The 17,883-nt window shown below is 71.7% G+C and carries 16 protein-coding genes; 3 read left to right on the forward strand and 13 right to left on the reverse strand.

All coding sequences use genetic code 11. The features are described from left to right. The 5 genes from ACFWEJ_RS16360 to ACFWEJ_RS16380 form a co-directional block, all read right to left on the reverse strand. Positions 1-2,140 (reverse strand): PEP/pyruvate-binding domain-containing protein (locus ACFWEJ_RS16360; RefSeq protein ID WP_377230267.1); only part of this gene is annotated, 2,140 nt, incomplete at its 3' end. Beyond that, positions 2,137-2,967, reverse strand: a complete 831-nt coding sequence (locus ACFWEJ_RS16365) for a TetR/AcrR family transcriptional regulator (protein ID WP_377230268.1) — start codon at positions 2,965-2,967, stop codon at positions 2,137-2,139. The genes ACFWEJ_RS16365 and ACFWEJ_RS16360, both read right to left, overlap by 4 nt. Positions 2,968-3,075: 108 nt before the next feature. After that, a complete protein-coding gene (locus ACFWEJ_RS16370; protein ID WP_377230269.1) occupies positions 3,076-4,374 on the reverse strand; it encodes a hypothetical protein in 1,299 nt (432 codons plus the stop codon). 333 nt (positions 4,375-4,707) lie between these two features. After that, entirely contained in the window at positions 4,708-5,868 is a 1,161-nt protein-coding gene (locus ACFWEJ_RS16375; RefSeq protein ID WP_377230270.1) for a hypothetical protein, read from the reverse strand. A 249-nt stretch (positions 5,869-6,117) separates the two neighbouring features. Further along, a complete protein-coding gene (locus ACFWEJ_RS16380; protein WP_377230271.1) occupies positions 6,118-7,671 on the reverse strand; it encodes a hypothetical protein in 1,554 nt (517 codons plus the stop codon). Between the two features lie 151 nt (positions 7,672-7,822). Here ACFWEJ_RS16380 and ACFWEJ_RS16385 point away from each other — a divergent pair, with 151 nt between their 5' ends. Next, positions 7,823-8,287 carry a DUF6328 family protein gene (locus ACFWEJ_RS16385; RefSeq protein ID WP_377230272.1) on the forward strand — a complete coding sequence of 155 codons (465 nt, stop codon included), beginning with the start codon at positions 7,823-7,825 and terminating at the stop codon, positions 8,285-8,287. Positions 8,288-8,305: 18 nt separating this feature from the next. Here the strand turns inward: ACFWEJ_RS16385 and ACFWEJ_RS16390 are convergent, their stop codons facing one another. From ACFWEJ_RS16390 to ACFWEJ_RS16405, 4 genes are all read right to left on the reverse strand, one after another. Further along, positions 8,306-8,992 (reverse strand): hypothetical protein, encoded by a 687-nt coding sequence (locus ACFWEJ_RS16390; RefSeq protein ID WP_377230273.1) that lies wholly within the window; start codon positions 8,990-8,992, stop codon positions 8,306-8,308. After that, a complete protein-coding gene (locus ACFWEJ_RS16395; RefSeq protein WP_377230274.1) occupies positions 8,989-9,501 on the reverse strand; it encodes a hypothetical protein in 513 nt (170 codons plus the stop codon). Before ACFWEJ_RS16395 ends, ACFWEJ_RS16390 begins: the two co-directional genes overlap by 4 nt. A gap of 116 nt (positions 9,502-9,617) precedes the next feature. Continuing rightward, positions 9,618-10,787: an aminotransferase class I/II-fold pyridoxal phosphate-dependent enzyme gene (locus tag ACFWEJ_RS16400; protein ID WP_377230275.1), complete on the reverse strand. Its 1,170-nt coding sequence runs from the start codon at positions 10,785-10,787 to the stop codon at positions 9,618-9,620. A 53-nt stretch (positions 10,788-10,840) separates the two neighbouring features. After that, positions 10,841-12,796, reverse strand: coding sequence for a SigE family RNA polymerase sigma factor (locus ACFWEJ_RS16405; protein WP_377230276.1), 1,956 nt, complete (start codon positions 12,794-12,796; stop codon positions 10,841-10,843). A 294-nt stretch (positions 12,797-13,090) separates the two neighbouring features. Between ACFWEJ_RS16405 and ACFWEJ_RS16410 the strand changes: the two genes are divergently transcribed. Then, entirely contained in the window at positions 13,091-13,735 is a 645-nt protein-coding gene (locus tag ACFWEJ_RS16410) for a DUF1992 domain-containing protein (RefSeq protein ID WP_377230277.1), read from the forward strand. 7 nt (positions 13,736-13,742) lie between these two features. On the opposite strand, the gene ACFWEJ_RS16415 is transcribed toward ACFWEJ_RS16410, so the two are convergent. The 4 genes from ACFWEJ_RS16415 to ACFWEJ_RS16430 all read right to left on the reverse strand — a co-directional run bounded on the left by ACFWEJ_RS16415 (position 13,743) and on the right by ACFWEJ_RS16430 (position 16,804). Beyond that, positions 13,743-14,036, reverse strand: a complete 294-nt coding sequence (locus ACFWEJ_RS16415) for a hypothetical protein (RefSeq protein ID WP_377230278.1) — start codon at positions 14,034-14,036, stop codon at positions 13,743-13,745. An 89-nt stretch (positions 14,037-14,125) separates the two neighbouring features. Continuing rightward, the gene (locus ACFWEJ_RS16420; protein WP_377230279.1) at positions 14,126-15,316 is read right to left on the reverse strand and encodes an alpha/beta hydrolase; all 1,191 of its coding nucleotides are present in this window, start codon (positions 15,314-15,316) and stop codon (positions 14,126-14,128) included. Beyond that, positions 15,313-16,248 carry an NAD(P)H-binding protein gene (locus tag ACFWEJ_RS16425; RefSeq protein ID WP_377230280.1) on the reverse strand — a complete coding sequence of 312 codons (936 nt, stop codon included), beginning with the start codon at positions 16,246-16,248 and terminating at the stop codon, positions 15,313-15,315. The genes ACFWEJ_RS16420 and ACFWEJ_RS16425 overlap by 4 nt, the downstream gene beginning before the upstream one ends. 58 nt (positions 16,249-16,306) lie before the next feature. Further along, entirely contained in the window at positions 16,307-16,804 is a 498-nt protein-coding gene (locus ACFWEJ_RS16430) for a low molecular weight protein-tyrosine-phosphatase (RefSeq protein WP_377230282.1), read from the reverse strand. A gap of 421 nt (positions 16,805-17,225) precedes the next feature. On the opposite strand from ACFWEJ_RS16430, the gene ACFWEJ_RS16435 reads away from it, so the two are divergent. Next, positions 17,226-17,883 (forward strand): alpha/beta fold hydrolase (locus ACFWEJ_RS16435; RefSeq protein ID WP_377230281.1); only part of this gene is annotated, 658 nt, incomplete at its 3' end.

Genomic DNA, 17,883 nt, shown 5'->3' on the forward strand with positions numbered 1-17,883 from the left:
CCCCGACGCGCGAACCCGCGCCGGCGCCCGATCCCGCGCCGGCGCGGAGCACGTCGAGCAGCTCGTCGACCGTCAGGTAGAAGACGTCGTCGCCCAGGCCCGTGAGCTCGCCGGCCCGCACCGCGAAGGCGCGCAGCGCCCAGAACGTACGGATCACCTCGGACCGCGCCCGCTCCCGGTCCCGCGCGTTCCGCGCCCACCGGTCGAGCTGGCTGCGCAGGCGCGCGGCCTTGCGCGGCGACAGGCGTTCGAGCCGCTCCCAGACGGCGGCCCGCGCCCGCTCCTGCCGGTCGAGCAGCGCGTCGACGTCGGTCCCGGCCGCCGCCGCGATCTGCTGGTCCAGCCAGGCGGGATCCTCCGCCGGGCGCGGCCGGGAGACCTCGAACTCGTCGACGCACCGGTGCCCGTACCGCGTCACGTACGTCTCGCGGTCGAGCCGCCCGAGGGCCACCTCGCGCAGGTTGACCAGTGTCTCCATGCTGGCCAGGTGCTGTCCGCCGGAGGACAGGCCGGACGTCAGGGTCTCCGTGTCGGCGTCGCCGAGCAGCGCTCGCAGGTCGCGGCGCAGGGTCAGCAGCTTGGTGCCGTCCTGCCGGGCGGCGCCGCGCAGCACGCGCGACGACGCCTCCAGGTAGGGGCCGAGCTCCGTGGTCCAGAAGTCCGCGAGCACGGCCGGGTCCCCGACGTCGGCCGCACGCCGACGCAGGGCGGTGCCGCGCTGCTCGGCAGTAGCCAGGAATCCCGGCACGGCCCGGACGTCGCGCACCAGCGACGTGAGGTTGCGGCCCACCATCGGCAGGAGCCGCCGGAACAGCTCCCCGCGGCCGATCGGGACCACCGGGATGTCGGGCTGACCCGGGAGCCGCCCGAACACCTCGCGGTACGCGGCGTCGACCGCCTTGCGCATGCCGAGTGCCTGGGCGACCGTCTCGGTGGTGCTGAGGTTCATGTAGAACCGGCCGCCGATCGTGCCGTACGCGGGGACGCCGATGTCCGTGTCGGCCATCGCGTTCGCCATGAAGATCCGCACGAGCGACCAGGTCAGCGGCGTCATCACGCTGGGCAGCGCCTCGCCCAGGTTCGCGTTGGTCCACAGGAAGTCGCCCAGCAGGCTGTCGTTCCACACCTCCGTGACCGCGACCTCGCCTGCCGCGCCCGTGACAGGGCGCGCCTGGAGGATCGCGGGGGCGCCGTCGTGCAGCGCCCACTCCACGTCCATCGCCACGCCGTACAGCTCCTCGATGCGGACGCCGAGCGCGGCGAGCCGCGCGGCCTGCTCGTCGGTGAGCGCGGGCTCGTCCCGCAGCGCGGCGGGGACCGGCTCGTTCCGGGTCCCGTCAGGGGTCCGCACCGTGCGGACCTCCTTGGTGCTCACCGTGCGCTCCACCGCGCCGCCGACGCGCGCCACCAGGTAGGTGTCGGGCGTGACCTGCCCGCCGACCACGGCCTCGCCCAGCCCCCAGGCCGCGTTGATCAGCACGCGGTCCCGGGACCCGGTCATCGGGTCGACGGTGAACAGGATGCCGGCCGCGTCGGCGTCGACCAGACGCTGCACCACCACGGCGAGCGTGACCTCGTCGGCGCGGATGCCGTGGCGCGCCCGGTAGCCGATCGCGCGCGCCGTCCACAGGGAGGCCCAGCAGCCCCGGACCGCGCGCAGCAGGGCGTCCTCGCCGCGGACGTTGAGGAACGAGTCCTGCTGGCCGGCGAACGACATGCCCGGTAGGTCCTCGGCCGTGGCGGAGGAGCGGACGGCGACGGCGGGGGCCGGGTCGTCCGGGCCGCCTGCGGGACTGTCGCCCTCGGCGCGAAGGCTCGCGTACCCGGCCCGGACGGCGTCGGCCACCGCCGCCGGGATCTTGAGGCCGGCGAACACCTCGGCGATCCGGGCCGCCGCGGCCTCGTGGGTCTCCGGCCGGTCGGGGTCAACGTCCCGGGCGGCTTCGACGATCGATTGCTGTGCCGCTCCGGCCACCGCGGCCCGGTAGGCGTCCGTGGTGACGTGGAAGCCGCCGGGAACCGGCAGGCCGGCCGCGGCCAGGCGGGCGAGGGACGAGCCCTTGCCGCCGGTCGCCGCCAGCTCCACCGCCGCGGGATCCGCGAGCGGCAGCGTGAACGACTGCGTAACCTCGGTGCTCACGACGGGTCTCCTTCGGTCGGCGCGGAGTCTTCCTCGGGCGACCGCTCTGCCTGCGGTCGGTCTTCGTCCGGCGGGAGGTCCTCGTCCGGAGGCAGGTCGTCGCCGAGCGACTCCCGCAGCCTGGCCCGCGCCACCGCGTAGGCCTGGTCGACGAACGCGCGGGTGGCGTCCGCGCAGACGGCCCGCGCGGCGTCGGACGGCGGGTGCTCGGCGGCGAAGGCGCGCGCGAGCGTGTCGCCGATCAGCTCGCCGGCGCGCTCGTCGGACACCCGGAGGGAGTCGGGCATCATCCGCAGCGAGACGAGAGAGCCGTGCAGCACGGCCGCGACCAGGGTGAGGTGGTCCTCCAGGCTGAGGTCCTCGCGTACCACGCCGTGCTCGCGGAGCGTGGCGAGGTACTCGCCGAACGGGGCCACCATCTCGGGCGTGGTGGTGCTGGTCTGCTTGCGGGCCACGAGCTTGCCCAGCACCGCGGAGTCCTGGACCATCGCGGCCTGCAGCAGCGGACGCCGGTGGAGCTCGTGGGCGAGGAGGCCGAACAGCCCGGGCAGGGTGGCGGCCGACGGGTCCTCGCGGAGCCGACGGCGGACGGCGCCGATCATCTGGGCCCGGTCCCACCGCATCAGGGCGGCGAACAGCTCCTCGCGGCTGCCCCAGTGCAGGTAGATGGTGCCCTTGGCCACCCCGGCGAGCCGGGCGACGTCGTCGATGGTGGTCTTGTCGTAGCCCCAGCGCAGCACCAGCTCGGTGGCGGCGTCGAGGATCCGTTGCGCCCGCTCGAACCTGCGCTGCGCGGTCCCCCGCCGCTGTGACGTCGTCGTGCCCATGCCTGGTGCCTCCACCCTGGCCTCCGTGAAAATATGACCAGATTCGTGCATCTGGTCATATTCGAGGCTAGACCTGGGTCGAGCAGGAGGTCAACCTGCTTTTCGGGGCTACCTCACCGTGATGGTCACGGCGTGCTGGGACGGCGCCTGCAGGGCCGTGCCCGGGTACTCGGCGATCCAGCGACCGGAGATGCTCGTGCCGACCTTCGTGGAATAGGTACCGGCCGAACCCGTCTTCACGGTCTTCTTGTAGACCGGGCCGGCCGAGCCCGCGGGGTCGAAGTACAGCTTCACGGGAGTGTTGGGCGAGAGCCGGTTCGCGACCTTCGTGTTGCTGACCAGCTGCACCTTCCGCACGGCGCCGCTCAGGGTGATGGTCTTCGGCCCGGTGAACATCTTGGCCGACGCCGAGACGGTTGTGCTGCTGGCACGCTTGACCGTCATGGTGGTGATGGTGCGGTCGGCCACGACGGCGTTCGTCTTGCAGCTGTCGCGACCCAGCACCTGGAACCTCGAGCAGATCGCGACGCGCTGCTCGTTGATCCCGACGTCATATACCCCGGCGGGCATCCATGGGCTGATCCGCACCTCGGCGTGATCCGACTGGGACTCCGGAGCGATCGAGCCGTCAGGCAGGGCGGTCGCCTGCCAGTGGAGTACCGGGCTGAACCCCGCGCCATTCGGGTACATGCCCTCGCCGCGCCTGCTCTCGATCGACATGTGACTCGAGCTGCGCGTCCCGCCGAAGCCGACGAATCCCAGGTCGAACCGTGCGGTCACGGAGTTAAGGCCGATGACGACGTCGGGGGCGATCACCCGCACGCCGCCCGAGTAGCCCCCGACCGTCTTGACCACAGAGCCGGAACGGACAGGCCGGTTGATGACACGAGTCTCCTGCGCGGCATCTGCCGGTGCGGACTCCAGATATCTCTCGGACTTCGGGACCACGGCCCGCCAGGTGCCATCCGACGGCGCGACCAGAGTCTTCTCGAAGTACCCCCGGGCGTCGGACGTCGCGGAACCGCGATACACCCGCGGAGCCGTGCCCTTCGGGTCGAACCAGATCTGGATCAGCTCGCCGACCAAGGGCGTCGACCCGGATGCTCCGTGCAGCGCGATGCCCGAGACCAGAACCTTCTCGCCCGCGGGAACGTTCTGCGGGGTCACCTGGAAGTCGCTGATTCCGGAGCTCATGCGATCGAAGAACTCGACCGCGTCCGTGCCCGCGACACGAACCTCCACCGATCCTGCCTCGGTCTCCACGGCGACATAGGCGTCGAACGAGACCAGGTAGCGACCGAGATCCCGGCCGCGCGGGAGCTCGAAGCCGACGGCCTTCCACACCTCGCCGTCGAGTTCGAACGGCGTCTCGCGGGAGTAGATCTGCTCGCCCCGCGGATCCTTCACCCAGACCCTTGCGCTGGTCAGACTCACAGAGGTGCCGTTGTGCTGTAGCCGGACGGTCAGGCTGTCAGCACCGTCGGGCACATAGACCTGCGCGGTGACCTGGACGTCTCCGTTCGAACCGGTGATCGTCCCGACACCAGCACTCGCGGGCGCCGTGCCGACCACCAGCCCTGCGCCCGTCAGGACCAACGCCGACAGGGCACCCATTACTCGCCGCACCGACGTGCGCATGAAAAGCCTCTCCACCTACAAATGAATGTGCTCGGGATCCTGCCAGGCCGTTCGGCCCGGAGATCCGGTCCCGGGCCGAGGCCCGATGATGTCGTGACGCCGCTACTTCACCGTGATCGTCACGGCCCGCTCGGACGGCGCCTGGAGGTCCGTGCCCGGGTACTTCGCGATCCACTGGCCCGACCGCGTCGTCCGGTAGGTCGTGGTGTAGACGCCCTTCGAGTTGGTCCGCACCGTCTTCTTGTACTGCGGACCCGTCGCACCGGCCGGGTCGAAGTACAGCTTCACCGACGTGTTCGGCGACAGCCGGATCGCAGCCTTCGTGTTGCTCACGAGCTGCACCTTGCGCACCGCACCGCGGAGCGTGATCGTCTTCGGCCCGGTGAACGACGTCGCCGACGCCGCGATGGTCGTGCTGCTAGCCCGGCGGACGCGCACGGTCGTGACGACGTCCCCCGGCATCTCGACACGCGCCTCCTCGGCATCCCAGCGATCCGTCCAGACGGCCATCTCGCCCGTGAACCGGACGTCGTACAGGCCGGCCGGATGCACGGCGGACAGCCGGTAGGCCCGCGTCGCGCTGTAGTTCGTCCGCCACGGGAACTCGCCGCTGCTGTAGTAGACGTCGCCCGCACCGAACCGCCCCTCCGCGCGGCGGTTGGTCATGTACGGCCCGGAGTACTTGAGGTTCCCTGGACGTCCGGCGGTCAGGAGCCCCGCGTCGACGTAGACCGTCTGCGGCTCGATCCGGGTCACGACGTCCTGGACGATCACCCGTGCCTTCGCGGTGTGCCCGTTCTTCGTGCCCGACACCACGACCGACCGGACGGGCTGGGTGACCTTGCGGCTCGTGAACGTCGCGGTGCCCGGGCCAATGACCGTGTCCTCGTCCTCGCCAGGCCGGACGATGTCGTAGGTGCCGGAGGTGCTGGGCCGCACTGTCTTGGCGAACCAGCCGTCGGCGCCGGACGTGACGGTCGCGACGGCCTCGCGAGGCGCCGACCCGGCCGGGTCGAAGTAGATCGTCACGGGCTCCCCGGCCGCGGGCGCGGACTGACCGTGACCCACGAAGCCGTGCACCTGGACCGGCGAGCCGGCTGGTGCCACGTTCGGGGCGAGGGCGATGTCGTTGTAGCTGTACGTCGACAGACCCGCCTCGTCCTCACCGGTCGGTGCCCCGACCGCCGCCGGCCCGCCCAGCAGGCTCCCGACGAGCGCCAGGCCGAGCACCTGACCGAACGACTTCCGGACACCGATGACCATGGGATACCTCGCGGTGGGGTGGGAGTGTGGCCCGGCAACCGGGAACAGGCTGATCCTGTCAGGCACCGCGACAAACGGTGCGAGTCGGCTGAGAATCGCAGGGGTGAACTTTCGGGCGGACGGACAGCACAAAGGTCCGCCCCACCAGGCGATCAGGCATGGATCCGCGTGAGAACCCATGCCTGATCGCCCGGCGGAGGCGGACCTCCGGCCATTCGCGGCCGCCGGCCACGCAGCCGACAGCGCGGTCTAGCCGACCGTCACCGTCACGGCCGCCTGCGACTTGGCCAGCAGGCTCGTGCCCGCGTACTTGGTGATCCACCGGCCAGAGGAGGCCGCATTGACGGTGGCCGAGTAGGTCCCGTCGGAGCCCGTGGTGAGCTCCTTCTTGAGGACCGCGGGCGACGACCCCGTGGGGTCGAAGTACAGCTTGACCGGCGTGTTCGGCGCCGGCCGGATCGCCGCGCCGCCGCCGCTGACCAGCTGCACCCGCTTCACGTCACCGCTGATCGTGACGTTCCGCGCCGAGGGCACCGACGTCTGCGAGGCGGCGACCGTCGTGGTGGTCGCGCGCTTGACCACGATGGTCGTCACCGTGGGGTCCTCGATGAGCACGTCGTGCGTGCAGTTGCTGGTGCCGCCCTCGAGCCCGTCCCAGTCCGGCGCCGAGCACGCCTTCATGGCGTCCCGGATCCCGATGTCGTAGACGCCGGCCGGCAGCGTCGGGTTGAAGGTGAACGTCACGTGGCTCGTGCCGATCCCGGAGTGCGTCAGCTCCCGCTGCACCCGGTACCCGTCGGGGAAGCTGCCCTCGCCGCGCCGGCTCTCCGCGCTGACCCAACCGGACGTGCCACCCACGGTGAAGTCGAGGCTGCCGACGTCGACCCGACGCTGCACGGGGGCGAGTCCCAGCACGACGTCATGCGTCATCAGGTGGTCACCCGCGGTGAAGCCGCCCTGCGTGGCGCTGACCGTGCCCTGCCGCAGCGTGGTGTCGCGGGCTCGCTCGGCCGAGGTCAGGGTCCACACCGCCTTCGCGCCGGTGTCGGTCATCGGCATCTCCGCCCGCCACTTCCCGGACGCGCCCGGCTGCTGCCGGGTCGTGAAGTAGCCGCGGTCGTCGGTCGTCAGGGTGTCGATGAACACCTCCGGTGCGTCGCCCGTGGGGTCGAAGTACACCTTGACCTCCTGGCCGGTCGCCGGCTCATAGTCGCCGGTCCCGAGGCTCCGGATGTTCGCCGCTCCGGAGAAGGAGACCGTCGAGCCCGCGGGCGCGCTCGCCGGCGAGGTCCAGATCAGGGGGATGTTCCGCTTCGCACGGAAGGGCACCAGCACCGGGTCCGCAGTGCGGATCGGCACTTTGACCACGCCGTCGGTGGTGGTCACGTCGATCTCCGCGGACACCGACACCTCGTAGACGCCGGGCTCGGCGTCGGCCGGCAGCGTGACCTTCGAGGTCCACGTGTTGGCCGTGCCCGACGCCACGAACTGCGCCCCGGTCAGGCTGCGGCCCTCCGGGTCCACCATCGTCATGCGCCCGGAGCGCATGGCCGCGGAGGACCCGTTGTGCGTGATGGACATGGTGCCCGTGATGGACCCGACCACGTCCCCGCCGGGCGGCAGGGAGATCTTGGCGGAGACGACGACGTCGTCCACCCTGTTGGTCACGCGGTCCGCGGTGACGCCCGGCGGCGGTGCCGTGCTCACCTCCGCCGCGAGGCTCGGTGTCGCGGCGACGCCGGTCATCAGCAGTGCGGCCCCGAGCGCCATGCCCAGCGACGCCCGCATCCTCGATCTGTTCAAAGCAGCCCCCTCGTCAGAGGGACGCGGACGCGTCCCGCCCAGCCGCATGTTCTCCCGGCCCACAGGGGCGGGCCACGGGAGGCGGTGATGCGAGGGGGTGAATTTCTCTCACCCGCTCCGCTAAATCGGACGTCAGGTGAGAATGGGGATTATGCAGACCGACGGTAGGCAGGAATCGCAGAACGAACGCGCGGACCGGAACTGGAACGAGCTGCTCCAGGAGCTGCGCGTCATGCAGACCGGCGTGCAGATCCTCACCGGTTTTCTGCTGACCCTGCCCTTCCAGTCGCGGTTCGCCGACCTCGACCGGTACCAGGTCGTCGTCTACCTGGCCCTCGTCGTGGCGGCAGTGGTCGCGACCGCCCTCATCGTGGCGCCCGTCAGCGTGCACCGGGCGCTGTTCCGCAAGCAGATGAAGCGGAACATCGTCACCCTCGCCGACCGCATCACGCGTGCCGCCCTCGGGGCCCTCGCCCTGGTGATCACGGGCGCCTCGCTGCTCGTGTTCGACGTCGTGGTCGGGCGGACCGCGGGGATCATCGCGGGCGCCGGTGCGCTCGTGGTGATGGCGGTCCTGTGGGTGCTGCTCCCCGAGGTGCTGCGCCGGCGGGGCTGACCGGCGCAGCCGCTCGAACTACTTCACGGTGATGGTGACGGCGCCCTGCGACGGCGCTTGGAGGTCCGTGCCCGGGTACTTCGCGATCCACTGACCCGACATCGACGTGCGGTAGGTCGTCGTGTAGATGCCCTTCGAGTTGGTCCGCACCGTCTTCTTGTACTGCGGACCCGTCGCACCGGCCGGGTCGAAGTAGAGCTTGACCGGCGTGTTCGGCGAGAGCCGGACGGCGGCCTTGGTCCTGCTGACCAGCTGCACCTTGCGCACCGCGCCGCGGAGCGTGATCGTCTTGGGCCCGGTGAAAGACGTCGCCGACGCCGCGATGGTCGTGCTGCTCGCCCGGCGCACTCGGAGAGTGGTGACGAACTTGCCAGGGAAATCAACCCTGACCGCTTCGAGCTGGCCGTTGCCGTCCGCGTCCCAGTGATCCGTCTCGACGTCGATCACGCCGTCGAAATAGACGCTGTAAAGACCAGCTGGGTGAACGGCCGACATCTGGTAGGTCCGCGTACCGCTGTATTCCGTCTGCCACATCTCCTGTGCAGGGTCGCCGTAGAAGTCGCCGACCGAGTAACGGCCCTCTGCGCGACGGTTGACGATGTACGGCCCGGCATAATAGTTGCCCGGGTCCCCCGGGGTCAGGATCCCGGCATCGATGGAGACGGTCTGCGGCTCGACCCGTGTGACGACGTCCTGAACGGTCACCCGGAGACCGAAGCGGTGTGACCGTCCTTGGAATGCGAGACCACTGCCGATCGGACCGGTTGGCTCGCCGACCGCTTCTTAAAGGTGGCGTGATCGGTCCCCACCACATCGCCCCCGTTCGCGACAACCACGTCGTACGTACCCGAGGTCGTCGGCCTGAACGTCTTGGCGAACCACCCGTTGTCATTGGTGACGGCCGTCGAAGCGAGCTGGCGGGGCGCCGTCCCGGACGGGTCGAAGTAGATCGTGACCTGGACCCCACGCCCCGGCTGTACCGGGTCCCAGATGGAGGAAGGCTGGATCCCGATGTAGCCGTGGACCTGGACCGGTGTCCCCGCGGGGGCCGTCGCCGGAGCGGTCGCGACCCTGTACCAGGTCCGCGCATAGGCCGTGGTCGACGGGCCATCCGAGTCCGTGTCCGCGGCAGCCGCGGGCAGGCCGGTCAGGAGGCTGCCGGCCAGCGCGACTCCCAGCACGGAGACGAGCATCTTTCGGGCACCGATGACCATGGAACGACCTCGCGGGAGATGGGCCCGGAAACCGGGAGCACGCCGCATCGTGCCAGACGTGGGTACGCGAGGACCGCAGTATTCAGGGCGTCCACAGGGTGAACTTTTCGGCGGCGTCAGAGCGTCTTGTGCCAGGCCACGATCCGGTCCACCGCTCGCGACACCGTGTCGAGCGACGACGCGAACGACAGCCGCACCCACTCCCCGCCGTGCACGCCGTCGAAGTCGGTGCCGGGCGTGATGGCCACGTCGGCCTCGGCGAGGAGGCGGGCGCAGTAGGTCACCGAGTCGAGCTCGAACGACGCGATGTTCCCGTAGAGGTAGAACGCGCCATCGGCCGGGGCGACGGGGCGCCAGCCGAGCTCACCGAGCCGCTCCAGGAGCAGCCTGCGGGACGCCGCGTACCGCGCCACGTTCTGCGCCGCCGCCTCGTACCCCTCGGGGGAGAACGCGGCGATGCCGGCGTGCTGCGCGAGCGCGGGCGGCGAGAGCGCCACGTTGCTGGCGAGGGCGTCGACGGGTGCGACCAGCTCGTCCGGCAGCACGAGCCAGCCGAGGCGCCAGCCGGTCATGGCCCAGTACTTCGAGAACGAGTTCACGACGACGGCGCCCTGGTCGACGAACGTGGTCGCCGTCGCCTGCGCCACCTCGTCCGAGTAGGCGATGCCGTGGTAGATCTCGTCGCTGATCAGGCGCACGTCATGGTCGGCACACCACTCGGCGATCGCCGCCAGCTCGGCCGGCGTGATCATCGTGCCGGTCGGGTTCGCGGGCGAGGCGACCATGACGCCGTCGAGCCCGCCGCCGTAGTAGGCCTCGTTGAGCTGCGACACCGTGGGCTGGTAGCGCGTCTCGGGGCCGCAGTCGAGCTCCACGACCTCGCAGCCGAGCGCCGACAGGATGTTCTTGTACGCGGGGTAGCCCGGGCGGGCGAGCGCCACGCGGTCGCCGACGTCGAACGACGCGAGGAACGCGAGCACGAACCCACCGCTCGACCCCGTGGTGACGGCGATCCGCGCGGGGTCGACCTCGACGTCGTACCAGCGCCGGTAGTGGCCCGCGATCTCGGCGCGCAGCGCCGGGACGCCCATCGCCTCGGTGTAGCCGAGGTTCCCGTCGCGGAGCAGCGCGATGGCGCGCTCCCGCACCACGTCCGAGGCGCCGGTCGACGGCTCCCCCGCACAGAGGTTGAGCACGTCCGCCCCGGTGGCCCGGCGCGCGTTCGCGGCGGCGAGCACCTCCATGACGGCGAACGGGGGCACGTGGGACCGGCGAGAGACCTTCATGCGGCCATCATGGCCCACCGGGGTGCCCGACGGCGGTACGAGCCGCCCGAGGTTCACCAGCGCACGCGGGCGAACGTCAGCGACGCGACGCCGTTCTCCCCGAGACTGGTCCAGGCGATGTGGTCGCCGTCGACCCCGACCGCGGCCTGCTCGCGAGACAGCCGGACGACGCCCGGCGCGCCGTCCCGGTCCACCATCGCGTAGGCCGAGCCGTCCTCCGTCGACCAGGCAACGGTCCCGGCGGACACGTCCAGGGCGGTGACGGGCGAGGTGCCGCGTACCTGGTAGGCCGTCTGCGTGGGGAGGTCCACGAGGTAGAGCAGGTCACCGGCGGCGAAGACAAGCTGACCGGCGTCGTAGCCGAGCGCGGACACCGCGTCGTACTCGAGGGCCTCGTTCCGGAGCGAGAGGAACTGCTCCGACTCCGTGTCGTCCGGACCGGAGATCAGCTCGAAGACGGTGGTCATACCGGGTCCGGCCCCGATACCCGGGCCGCCGGATCCCTCTTCGTAAGCGAACAGCAGGCCGTCCGACGTCGATCCCAGGGCACACACCCGCTCCCGGACAGGCGGGGGGACCGGAGCGGACCCGTCGAGCGCCGCCGTGCGGAGCGTCTGGGTGCACCTTGTCTGCGCGACGTTCGGCGCGGTGGTCCACCCCAGCAGCATGTCCGAGAGCGCCACCGTGCCGGCCTCCGCGTCCTCCAGCGCCGACGAGTTGCTGACTGTCGTCACGGCCCCGTCCTCGCCCAGGGCCCGCAGGGTCCACGGCAACGTCCCGGCGATCTGGGTGTTCGGCGTCTCGAACCAGGCGGCCCGGTCGCCCTGCCGGACCAGACCCAGGGCCTGCGGCCAGCGTCCGTCGATCTGCTCGGTCTCGGCCACCTCGACCGTGTTGCTCCGTCCCTTGCCGTCCGGCGCCAGAGCCCTCAGGGTGATCGGCCCGGGGATGAGGTCGCCGTCGAGCGCCTCGTACGGGTCGTCCCAGTTGAGGAGGCTCTCGCGCGCGCCCAGGGTCGTGGCGTCCGCCTCGACCCGGGCGGCGGTCGTCCACCGGTGGTCGACGATGACGTCGACGCACCGCTCGACGTCGTGCGCGTCCGCCGCGTCGATTCTCCCGACGACGGTGAACTCGCCCCAGCCGTCGGACCCGGTGTCGACCGGGGTCGTGGGCGCCTCGTCGTCGGGCCGGGTGCACGCCGCGGTGTCCGTGTGATCCGAGGGCAGGCCGGAGATCCCCCGGCCCTCGAGCCCGAGCACCTCGCGCAGCCACTCGCTGCCCGGCAGCGCGACGGGCCCGAGGCCGGGCACCCGGACCGGACCGGCCAGCAGGAGGCCGACGACCAGCACGAACACCCCCGCGACCGTCGCCACGGCCTGGACGGCCCGCCGGCGTCGGGCCGCCGCCCGGGCCTGGAGCAGCACCCGGTCGCCGTCCGCCCGGAACTCCGGGACTGCCTCGATCGCCGAGGCGCTGAGCAGGGAACGCAGCCGCGCGAGACCGCGCGCGTTGGCGGACTTGACCGAGCCGAGCGATATGCCGAGTTCCTCGGCGACCTGCGCCTCGGACAGGTCGAGCAGGTGCCGCAGCACCACGACCCGTCGCTGCCCGAGAGGCAGCGAGCGCAGCGCCCTGCCGAGCTCGTCGCGGACGGCGACGTCGTGCGCGTGGTCGGACACGGGCGAGAGCGGGATGACGCCGTCGTCCGTCACTGCCGTGCGCCGGTCCTTGCGCCAGCCGTCGATCCGGAGGTTCATCAGGATGCGCCGTGCATAGGCCCGCGGCTCCCCCACCCGGGCCTTGGCCCAGGCGCGGTACGTCCGCTCGAACGTGGCCTGGACCAGCTCCTCGGCCTGGTCGGCGTCGCCGGACAGGAGGTAGGCCGTCCGGTAGAGGTACGCGCCCGCCGACGTCACGAAGTCCACGAACTCCGCGTCGACATCGGGCGCGACAAGTACCCTGGCACGCCCCGGGTCGACGACGGGCTGCTCGGTGGTCTCCGCTCTCATACCGCCCACCACGGGCGAGCGGGCACAGAGGTTGCCTGGTCCTCGGAGACGACCACGCGACGCATCCGGTCATCATGCCGCCGGAATGGCCGAACGGGGCACAAGTCCGCGGCGCGGAGCGTGACGAACCAGCGTTCACCAAGCTCAAACCCCACTCACAATTGTGAGGCTGGACTCATGATTGTGTTCCTGGCCCTGCAAATCGCATGCGAACTACGGGGCCACCTTCCGGACCTGAGCGATGTCGGCCCACATCGCCTTTCCGGCCGCTTGTGAAAGTTGTAACATGGCGCCATGGCGCCGGGACCGCGCGAGGACGCAGACAACGACCCCCTCCGCCGAGCCGCGCAGTACCGCGTGGGCCGGGAGGCAGCGGCCGAGCGCGCGGAGCAGCACGGGTCCCCCACGTCTGACGACGGCGACGCCGGCGAGGACGATGCCAACGAGTCGGAGGGCAAGCGGCCCGGCAGCATGTCCGTCGAGGAGCGCTCGCGCTACGTCGACGTGGTGATCGACCAGGCGATGCGCCGCGGCGAGTTCGACAACCTGCCCCTGCACGGCAAGCCGATCCCGGGCATCGGCGGCAAGCACGACCCCGACTGGTGGGTCAAGGGCCTGATCGAGCGCGAGAACATCACCGGCGTCCTGCCGTCGGCCCAGCTCCGCAAGGACGACGCCGAGCTCGACGCCAGGCTCGACCTCGAAGCCATGGAGGAGCGCGTCCGCGAGATCGTCACGGAGTTCAACGCGCGCGTCGTGGACGCCCGGCGTCAGCTCCAGGGCGGCCCGCCCATCGTCACGCCCACCCGCGACGTGGACGAGCAGGTGCGCAGGTGGCGGGAGCGACGGGCCGCACGTCGTGCCGCGGCGTCGGCGCCCGCACCGGCCGCGGCGCGGGGGCGGTCGCCGGAAGGCCGGCCGTGGTGGAAGTTCTGGTGACTGCGGGTCAGAACCCGTAGGCCGTCACGATGACCACGGCGGTCATCAGCCAGTAGGGCACCGATCCGAGCGCGAACCCCAGACCGGCCGCGATGGCCATGCGGCCCCGGTGCGCGCCGAACCGGCTGGACACCGCTCCCACTGCCATCGTCAGACAGCCCACGATCGTCACGCCCTCGGCGGCACCCTGCGAGATCAGCATCCCGAGGATGAGCGCGACCACCCCGACGACGATCTCGCCGCGCGCGAGGAACGGCCCGCTTCGACGAGCCCGCGGGTGAGTCTCCTGGTGCGTTGTCATGGCGCATCGCCCCTCGTGCCCGACGTCGGTGTGGGCACCTCTTTTCCAGGATCGCACCAGGACCCGTACTTTGCCAGGGCCCGCCAGGATCAGGCGCGGGGCGCCGGGGCGCCGGCCGGTGCGAGCACGTAACCGCGGAACCACCGCGCCGTCTCGCGCCAGACCTGCTCGCGTGCGGGCGCCGCCGACAGGGTCGCGTCGTGCAGGCCGCCGTCGATGCGGACCAGGGTGGTGAGGGAGCCGACGTCGGGCACGCGGCGGGCGATCCCGACCACGTCCAGCACCGAGTCGGTGTGGCGCATCTCCTCGGTCCACCGCGTCGGGATGCTGCTGCGGGCGCTGAGCAGCACGAGGACCGGCACATCGATGCCCAGGCCGCGTGCGACCTGGTCCTGCCCGCGGAAGATCGCGGCCAGCCAGGCGGGTGTAGCGCGCCAGCCGGCGTCGGGCCGCCAGGCGACGTCGTAGTCCCACTCGCCGTCGAACCGCGACGAGATCGCGCGGGCATAGAGGCCGCGGTCCAGGTTGACGAGCTGGCTGCGGGGCACCAGCACGGACTGCACCCGGATGCCGGGCTCCATGAGCTTGCGCCCCGCCTCGCGGGTCTGGAACTCCAGCCACGGTCCGTTCAGCACGAGCCCCGTGACGCGTTCCTGGTGACTCGCCGTCCACAGGCTGAGGATGAGCCCGCCCGTGGAGTGCCCCATGAGCACGAGCTTGCGGTCGGGGCGGTCGTCGACGCCGTGGCCCATGGCCGCGAGCGCCGCCTCGATCTCCTCGTCGTAGGTGGTGAGGCTGCGGACGTACCCGGGGGTCTGGCCCTCGCGCAGGCTGCGCCCGTAGCGCCGCAGGTCGAGGGCGTGGAACCGCACGCCGAGCGACTCCCAGAAGTCGGCGAGGTGGGTCTGGAAGAAGTAGTCGAGCCAGCCGTGCACGTAGAGCACGTCGACGCCGGCGTCGGGTGGTGCTGCGGGTGTCGCGGCCGGTTCCCCGTCCGTGTGCTGCCGTCCGGCGCCGGGCAGGCGCAGCCGCCGGCCGAGCTCCGACAGCTCGTCCCAGAGGCGCGCCACCTGTGGGTTGTCCGCACCGACCCGCAGAATCCCCCGGTGGTGCTCGGTGTCGCCCGGCCGGGCGCGGCGCACGAGGGTGGCCACCACCTCGGGCTCGTCCTCGTCGGGTTCCAGCGGCAGGGTCAGGCGTTCGAAGCCCGGCAGCACGTCGGGCTCCCAGGCCGGCTCCGGTGCCGGCCCGTCGTCCAGACCGGGGGAGAGGCTCGTCATCTGACCGACGGTAACCGGAGGTGCGCCCACTCCGCCGGGTAGTCGTCGAGCCAGACCTCGAACGAGCGCGCCGCACGCCCCGCCAGGTGCCCGACGTCGGGGCTCACGTTCGCGAGCACTCCTGCCTCGATCGCCTGGCACCGGGTGATCCAGTCCTCCACCTCGGTGGCGGTCGACCGGTAGAACTGGGCACGCGCCTGCTCCACGGTCTGGGGCACGTACCGGATGGTGCGGCCGACGGCCGCCGACAGCGTCGCCGCGATCTCGTCGAAGGTCAGCGCCTCGGGGCCCGTCAGGTGGTAGGCCCGGCCCGCGTGCCGGCCCGGGTCCTCGTCGAGGAGGACCGCGGTGGCGACGTCGGCGACGTCGTCGTGCGAGACGGTGGCGACCCGGCCGTGGCCGGCCGGCGCGCGGAGCAGCGCCTGCTGCCCGGAGCCGGACGACTCGTCGTGCACGGCGAACGTGGGGGTGCGGTGGAACATGCTGGTGCGCAGCATCGTCCACGTGAGGTCGGTGCCCCGCAGGTACTCCTCGGTGAGCCAGTCGTCGCGGGCGCCGGACGCGATCGCGTCCGGCGCGGCACCGATCGACGACACATAGACCACGTGCCGCACGCCCGCGAGCACGGCGGCGTCGATCGCCGCGCGGTGCCTGGCGAGCCGGCCGGGACGCTCGCGGCCCGGCACGAGGAACACGGCGTCTGCCTCGGCGAAACCGCTGGTCAGCGCCCTGGCGTCCGCCTCCGTCGGGATCGCGACGACCTCCGTCTCGGGCAGCGGGGCGCCGTCGGGCAACCGGGGGGCGGCGCCCCTGCCGGCGACCAGCAGGCGCTGGTGACCGCCCGCCGCGGCGACACGGAAGGCGAGCCTGGAACCCAGCCGGCCGTCGGCCCCGGTGAGGACGATCAGCCGGTCCGGCGACGCGGGCGTCATTCCCACACCGTAAACGGCGGACCGCCGACGAGCCGGTCGGGACGGGGTGAAATACGGATCAGGCGCCCGAGGGCACGCCCAGCTCCGCCCGGACGAAGTCGACGACGCCGTCCGCCGCTGCCTCGATCTCGGCGAGGCACTCCTCGAAGTCCTCGGGACCCCCGTACCAGGGGTCGGCGATGTCGAGCTGCTGCTCGGACAAGCCCTCCGCGGCGGGGTCGAACGACCGGTACATCCGGATCGTCGGGTCGGCCTGCGCGCGGCCCGCGAGGTTCCGCAGGGCCTGCGCGTGGCGCGTGGTCATCGCGAGGACCAGATCCCGGGAGCCGACGTCGTCCCTGGTCACCTGGCGGGCCTGGTGGCCGTCGCCGGTGGGGTAGCCGTGCTCGGCGAGGACGGCGCGAGCGCGCCGGTCCACCGGGTTGCCGTGCTCCTCGTCGCTCACGCCGGTCGAGTCGACCACCACGGCGTCGCCCAGGCCGGCGGCCTCGAAGCGGTCCCGCAGGACGATCTCGGCCATCGGGGACCTGCAGATGTTTCCGGTGCAGACGGTCATCACGCGGTAGGCAGTCACGCGCACATTCTCTCGCGCGGCTCTGTCCCGGATGTGTCCGGGCACGGGAAAGCCCGCGGGGCGACATGTGTCAGCCGTGCTGGACGAGGGCGCGGCACCCGCGGGCTCCGGTGGTCGCGAGGAAATCGCCACCAATGTCCCGTTGCGCCTGAGCAGTCGGATCGGCCCCGTGCTGAGCCACCCCACCGCCGTCGGCGCGAAACGCTTACAGCGTCACGCGACTAGCGCGCGACCACCTCATGGGTCCGATGTGAAATCACTTCTCGGATCACCTCCCTTCTCATGTGCCACAGAACCTACGCCGCCCCGCGACGCATGCACAGGCATTTTCCTCGCGGCGAAATTCGTAGCCCGGGCACAAGGCCGAGCGACGACTTTCGGGGGACCGGCCCGTCTGCCCTGCATGACCATCACCACCGTCGACGCGCTCACGACGTCGGCCGACGGCACGCGGATCGCCTTCGACCTCACCGGCCCGGCCCGCGGCCTGGCGCCGGCGGTCGTCGTGATCGACGGCGTCCTCGCGCACCGGATGCCCGTGACGCTCGCCGTGGCGTCGGAGCTGGGCGACCGGGTGACCACGCTGCGGTACGACCGGCGCGGGCGTGGCGGGAGCGGCGACACCCCGCCGTACAGCGTGGATCGGGAGGTTGACGACATCGCCGCGTTGTTGCAGGTCACGGGCCCGGCCGTGCTGCTGGGCATCTCCACGGGGGCGTTCCTGGCGCTGCGCGCGGCCGCCGACCTGGGCTCCGTGGTCACCGGGGTGCTCTGCTTCGAGCCCGGCTACGACGTGGCCAGCGGCGCGTCGCCCGCCGATCCTCGGATGATCGCGGGGGTGGAGGCGTGCGTGGAGGCGGGCGACCCGGGCAGCGCCGTCGAGCTGTTCCTCGACGTGGTGGGCATGCCGTGCCGGCTGGTGCCGCGGATGCGGGCGTCGGCGTCGTGGGCGGACCTCGAGTCGATGGCGCCGACCATCGCCTATGACGGTCGCGTCCTCGCCGGCGTCGCCCTGGGGCGACGCGCCCTGATGTGCCGGTGGGACCTGATCACCCAGCCGG

Source organism: Promicromonospora sp. NPDC060204 (genome assembly GCF_042728455.1).
In the GTDB taxonomy this organism is placed as follows: Bacteria; Actinomycetota; Actinomycetes; order Actinomycetales; family Cellulomonadaceae; genus Promicromonospora.

Excerpts from the sequence above, each read along its gene's own strand:
- ACFWEJ_RS16365 (WP_377230268.1), bottom strand. The coding sequence starts at position 2,967 with ATGGGCACGACGACGTCACAGCGGCGGGGGACCGCGCAGCGCAGGTTC.
- ACFWEJ_RS16375 (WP_377230270.1), bottom strand. The coding sequence starts at position 5,868 with ATGGTCATCGGTGTCCGGAAGTCGTTCGGTCAGGTGCTCGGCCTGGCG.
- ACFWEJ_RS16385 (WP_377230272.1), top strand. The coding sequence starts at position 7,823 with ATGCAGACCGACGGTAGGCAGGAATCGCAGAACGAACGCGCGGACCGG.
- ACFWEJ_RS16395 (WP_377230274.1), bottom strand. The coding sequence starts at position 9,501 with ATGGTCATCGGTGCCCGAAAGATGCTCGTCTCCGTGCTGGGAGTCGCG.
- ACFWEJ_RS16400 (WP_377230275.1), bottom strand. The coding sequence starts at position 10,787 with ATGAAGGTCTCTCGCCGGTCCCACGTGCCCCCGTTCGCCGTCATGGAG.
- ACFWEJ_RS16405 (WP_377230276.1), bottom strand. The coding sequence starts at position 12,796 with ATGAGAGCGGAGACCACCGAGCAGCCCGTCGTCGACCCGGGGCGTGCC.
- ACFWEJ_RS16410 (WP_377230277.1), top strand. The coding sequence starts at position 13,091 with ATGGCGCCGGGACCGCGCGAGGACGCAGACAACGACCCCCTCCGCCGA.
- ACFWEJ_RS16415 (WP_377230278.1), bottom strand. The coding sequence starts at position 14,036 with ATGACAACGCACCAGGAGACTCACCCGCGGGCTCGTCGAAGCGGGCCG.
- ACFWEJ_RS16420 (WP_377230279.1), bottom strand. The coding sequence starts at position 15,316 with ATGACGAGCCTCTCCCCCGGTCTGGACGACGGGCCGGCACCGGAGCCG.
- ACFWEJ_RS16425 (WP_377230280.1), bottom strand. The coding sequence starts at position 16,248 with ATGACGCCCGCGTCGCCGGACCGGCTGATCGTCCTCACCGGGGCCGAC.
- ACFWEJ_RS16430 (WP_377230282.1), bottom strand. The coding sequence starts at position 16,804 with ATGACCGTCTGCACCGGAAACATCTGCAGGTCCCCGATGGCCGAGATC.